This window comes from Enorma timonensis (assembly GCF_000321165.1).
Taxonomy (GTDB): domain Bacteria; phylum Actinomycetota; class Coriobacteriia; order Coriobacteriales; family Coriobacteriaceae; genus Enorma.
In genome coordinates this window covers 1-5,075 of the sequence record NZ_CAPF01000102.1, presented here as the reverse complement: position 1 = coordinate 5,075, position 5,075 = coordinate 1, and the positions used below count along the sequence as shown (strand labels likewise).

The 5,075-nt window shown below is 66.1% G+C and carries 2 rRNA genes; both read left to right on the top strand.

The annotated features are described in order from the left end of the window. Positions 1-264 precede the first annotated feature (264 nt). Positions 265-1,766: ribosomal RNA gene (locus tag BN423_RS10400) — 16S ribosomal RNA — on the top strand. Between the two features lie 328 nt (positions 1,767-2,094). Continuing rightward, a 23S ribosomal RNA gene (locus tag BN423_RS10395) occupies positions 2,095-5,067 on the top strand. Together the 16S and 23S rRNA genes form the textbook arrangement of a ribosomal RNA operon. The last annotated feature ends 8 nt before the right edge of the window (positions 5,068-5,075 follow it).

Sequence of the window (5,075 nt, the reverse complement as noted above, 5' to 3'; positions counted from 1 at the left end):
CCGCGCGGCCGAGCGAGAGCCGCGCCGGCGCGTACCTTGGGAACCGGATACCGCGAGGCGCACGAGCGAGTGATCGCGAGTGCGCGCTCGGAGGGGAGATGGCGGGAGCCATCTCCGGAAAGAATGTAGCGATGCACTCGAACCAGTACAGGGAAGAATAGCAATCTTCCCCGTCATCCAGGACATCGCCCAAACGGAATGGAATCCGATCGGCGTTTAAGCCGGCCGGAGCGGGCCTCGCGCCCGGCGCCCCCTCGGGGGCTCTGGACGGAGAGTTCGATCCTGGCTCAGGATGAACGCTGGCGGCGCGCCTAACACATGCAAGTCGAACGGCACCCACCTCCGGGTGGAAGCGAGTGGCGAACGGCTGAGTAACACGTGACCAACCTGCCCCCCGCACGGGGACAGCCGCGGGAAACCGCGGGTGATACCCGGTGGCCCCGGGCGGACGCATGTCCGCCCGGGCATAGCTCCGGCGGCGGGGGATGGGGTCGCGGCCCATCAGGTAGACGGCGGGGTGAAGGCCCACCGTGCCGACAACGGGTAGCCGGGTTGAGAGACCGACCGGCCAGATTGGGACTGAGACACGGCCCAGACTCCTACGGGAGGCAGCAGTGGGGAATCTTGCGCAATGGGGGGAACCCTGACGCAGCGACGCCGCGTGCGGGATGGAGGCCTTCGGGTCGTGAACCGCTTTCAGCAGGGACGAGACTGACGGTACCTGCAGAAGAAGCCCCGGCTAACTACGTGCCAGCAGCCGCGGTAATACGTAGGGGGCTAGCGTTATCCGGATTCATTGGGCGTAAAGCGCGCGTAGGCGGCCGCGCAGGCGGGGGGTCAAATGCCGGGGCTCAACCCCGGCCCGCCCCCCGAACCGCGCGGCTTGGGTCCGGCAGGGGAGGGTGGAACGCCCGGTGTAGCGGTGGAATGCGCAGATATCGGGCGGAACACCGGTGGCGAAGGCGGCCCTCTGGGCCGGCACCGACGCTGAGGCGCGAGAGCCGGGGGAGCGAACAGGATTAGATACCCTGGTAGTCCCGGCCGTAAACGATGGACGCTAGGTGTGGGGGGACGATCCCCCCGTGCCGCAGCCAACGCATTAAGCGTCCCGCCTGGGGAGTACGGCCGCAAGGCTAAAACTCAAAGGAATTGACGGGGGCCCGCACAAGCAGCGGAGCATGTGGCTTAATTCGAAGCAACGCGAAGAACCTTACCCGCGCTTGACATATGGGTGAGCCCGGGGAGACCCGGGGGCCGAGAGGAGCCCATACAGGTGGTGCATGGCTGTCGTCAGCTCGTGTCGTGAGATGTTGGGTTAAGTCCCGCAACGAGCGCAACCCCCGCCGCGTGTTGCCATCATTCAGTTGGGAACCCACGCGGGACCGCCGGCGCCAAGCCGGAGGAGGGCGGGGACGACGTCAAGTCATCATGCCCCTTATGCGCGGGGCTGCACACGTGCTACAATGGCCGGTACAGAGGGTTGCCACCCCGCGAGGGGGAGCGGATCCCGAAAGCCGGCCCCAGTTCGGACCGGGGGCTGCAACCCGCCCCCGTGAAGTCGGAGTTGCTAGTAATCGCGGATCAGCATGCCGCGGTGAATGCGTACCCGGGCCTTGTACACACCGCCCGTCGCACCACCCGAGTCGTCTGCACCCGAAGCCGCCGGCCCAACCGTTAGGGGGGAGGCGTCGAAGGTGTGGAGGGCGAGGGGGGTGAAGTCGTAACAAGGTAGCCGTACCGGAAGGTGCGGCTGGATCACCTCCTTTCTAGGGAGAACCGCTTCTTAGGAAGACATCATTTTTCAGAACTTATCCCACGAGTGGAGCCGCGGCGCGTGCCCGCGGCCCGCCCTCCCCTCCGAGGCCTCCTCGCGGCATCCGGCCCCCGGGGCGACGCCCCGCGTACCTTGAGAGCCGCATAGCGCGCAGCCACGGGAGGGATCCCGTAGGCTGGCGCGATCTCCTACAGACCATCTTACTTAATAGAGATTTTGACGTGGGAAGCATCAATCATGACGACGATCGCGGAGGACAATGTTCCTTCGATACACCATCTGATATGGATAGCATGAGCGTGGCGCCGGCCCGGACGGGCCGGCAAGATACCACGGGCGCACGGCGGATGCCTTGGCGCAGGGAGCCGACGAAGGGCGCGGCAAGCCGCGATAGTCCCCGGGGAGGCGCACACGGCCTTCGATCCGGGGGTACCCGAATGGGGGAACCCGACGGCAGCGGTGCCGTCATCCCCGCCCTGAATCCATAGGGGCGGGGAGGGGGACCGGGGGAACTGAAACATCTAAGTACCCCGAGGAGGAGAAATCAATCACGAGATGCCCCGAGTAGCGGCGAGCGAAAGGGGCCGATGGCCAAACCGGCGAGCGCATGCGCGCGGCAGCGTTCGCGCCGCCGGGGTTGTAGGGCGCCGCGCCCCGGGGCTGCCGCCCCGGGCGCGCGCGAGGCAGGGTAGCGGAACGGCATGGGAAGGCCGGCCGCAGCGGGTTAGAGCCCCGTACGCGTACCCTCGCCGAGCGCGCGGAGGCGTCCCTGAGTAGGCCCGGGCACGTGAAACCCGGGCCGAAGCCGGGTGGACCACCATCCAAGCCTGAACACTACCCTGCGACCGATAGCGAACGAGTACCGTGAGGGAAAGGTGAAAAGCACCCCGGGAGGGGAGTGAAACAGCACCTGAAACCGTGCGCCCACGAGCAGTCGGAGCACCTTCATGGTGTGACGGCGTGCCTTTTGTAGAATGAGCCAGCGAGTCAGACGCGCGCGGCGAGGTTAAGCTTGGAAGCGAGCCGCAGCGAAGGCGAGTCCGAACAGGGCGTCTATAGTCGCGCGCGCTGGACGCGAAGCCGGGTGAGCTATCCCTGGGCAGGCTGAAGCGGGGGTAAGACCCCGTGGAGGGCCGAACCGCAGTCCGTTGAAAAGGGCCCGGATGACCTGGGGATAGGGGTGAAAGGCCAATCAAACCCGGAGATATCTCGTTCTCCCCGAAATAGCTTTAGGGCTAGCGTCGGGGGTTCTCCCGCGGGGGTAGAGCACCGGACGGGTGAGGGGGCTTCGCCGCCTACCGATCCCGACCGAACTCCGAATCCCGCCGGACCACACCCCGGCAGTCAGAGCATGTGGGCTAAGCTGTGTGCTCGAGAGGGAAACAGCCCGGACCGCCCGCTAAGGCCCCAAATTCCGCGCCGAGTGGCAAAGGATGTGCGTCCGCCCAGACAGCCAGGAGGTTGGCTTAGAAGCAGCCACCCCTTCAAAGAGTGCGTAACAGCTCACTGGCCGAGTGGACATGCGCCGACAATACACGGGGCTAAGCGCGGAGCCGAAGCGGCGGGTACCCCTTCGGGGGTACGGTAGGGGAGCGTCCCGCGCGGGGCGAAGCCGGAGGGCGACCGACGGTGGACCGCGCGGGAGCGAGGATGCTGGCATGAGTAGCGAGAGACTGGAGAGTAACCAGTCCGCCGTGAACCCGAGGTTTCCTGGGCGAGGCTAATCCCCCCAGGGTCAGTCGGGGGCTAAGGCGAGGCCGGCAGGCGTAGCCGAAGCGCAGCAGGTGGACATTCCTGCACCGCGCGCGAACCGCTATGACCGACGCGGCGACGGATGGGGGTGGCTCGGCCGGGTTCTGGACGTCCCGGTGATGGGGTGAGGCCCGAGGCGGAGTGAAGTACCCGCCTCGTCAAGGGTTAGGCCCCGGACGAAGCGACTGAGCGAAGCGAGTGAGCCCGAGGTCCCTAGAAAAACCGCTAGGCAGGCGCGCGCGCGCCCGTACCGCAAACCGACACAGGTGGGTGGGTAGAACATACCGAGGCGATCGGGTCAACCGTGGTCAAGGAACTCGGCACAATGGCCCCGTAACCTAGGGAGAAGGGGTGCCGCCGCGTACGTGAACCGCCTCGCGCGGGGAGCGGAGGGCGGCCGCAGTGAAGAGGCCCAAGCGACTGTTTACCAAAAACACAGGACTCTGCAGAAGCCGCAAGGCGACGTATAGGGTCTGACGCCTGCCCGGTGCCGGAAGGTCACGCGGAGGGGTCAGCCGCAAGGCGAAGCTCCGAAGCCAAGCCCCGGTAAACGGCGGCCGTAACTATAACGGTCCTAAGGTAGCGAAATTCCTTGTCGGGTAAGTTCCGACCTGCACGAAAGGCGCAACGACTTGGGCGCTGTCTCGACCACGGACCCGGTGAAATTGCACTGGTCGTGAAGATGCGACCTACCCGCGGAAGGACGGAAAGACCCCGTGAACCTTCACTGCAGCTTTGCATTGGCCGCTGCTCGGGAGCGTAGAGGATAGGCGGGAGGCTTTGAAGCGGGGGCGCCAGCCCCCGTGGAGCCGGCCTTGGAATACCGCCCCCTCCCGTGCGGCGTCCTAACCCCAGGCCGCGATCCGGCTGGGGGACCGTGCGAGGCGGGCAGTTTGACTGGGGCGGTCGCCTCCTAAACGGTAACGGAGGCGCGCGAAGGTTGGCTCGGGGCGGTCGGCAACCGCCCTCATAGAGTGCAAGAGCGCAAGCCAGCTTGACTGCGAGACCCACAAGTCGAGCAGGTGCGAAAGCAGGCTCTAGTGATCCGGCGGCCCCACGTGGGAGGGCCGTCGCTCAACGGATAAAAGGTACTCCGGGGATAACAGGCTGATCTTGCCCAAGAGTCCACATCGACGGCAAGGTTTGGCACCTCGATGTCGGCTCATCGCATCCTGGGGCTGGAGCAGGTCCCAAGGGTACGGCTGTTCGCCGTTTAAAGCGGTACGCGAGCTGGGTTCAGAACGTCGTGAGACAGTTCGGTCACTATCCTCCGCGGGCGCAGGAGACTTGATGGAGGCTGCCCCTAGTACGAGAGGACCGGGGTGGACGCACCTCCGGTGAACCGGTTGTCGACCAACGGCACGGCCGGGTAGCCGCGTGCGGCGCGGATAACCGCTGAAGGCATCTAAGCGGGAAGCCGTTCCAGAGATGGGGTCTCCTTCCGGTAAGGGCACCGGTAGAACACCGGTTCGATAGGCGGCAGGTGCAAGCGCGGCGACGCGCTCAGCCGAGCCGTACTAATCGCCCGAGCTCTTTCCGCATCCCGGCC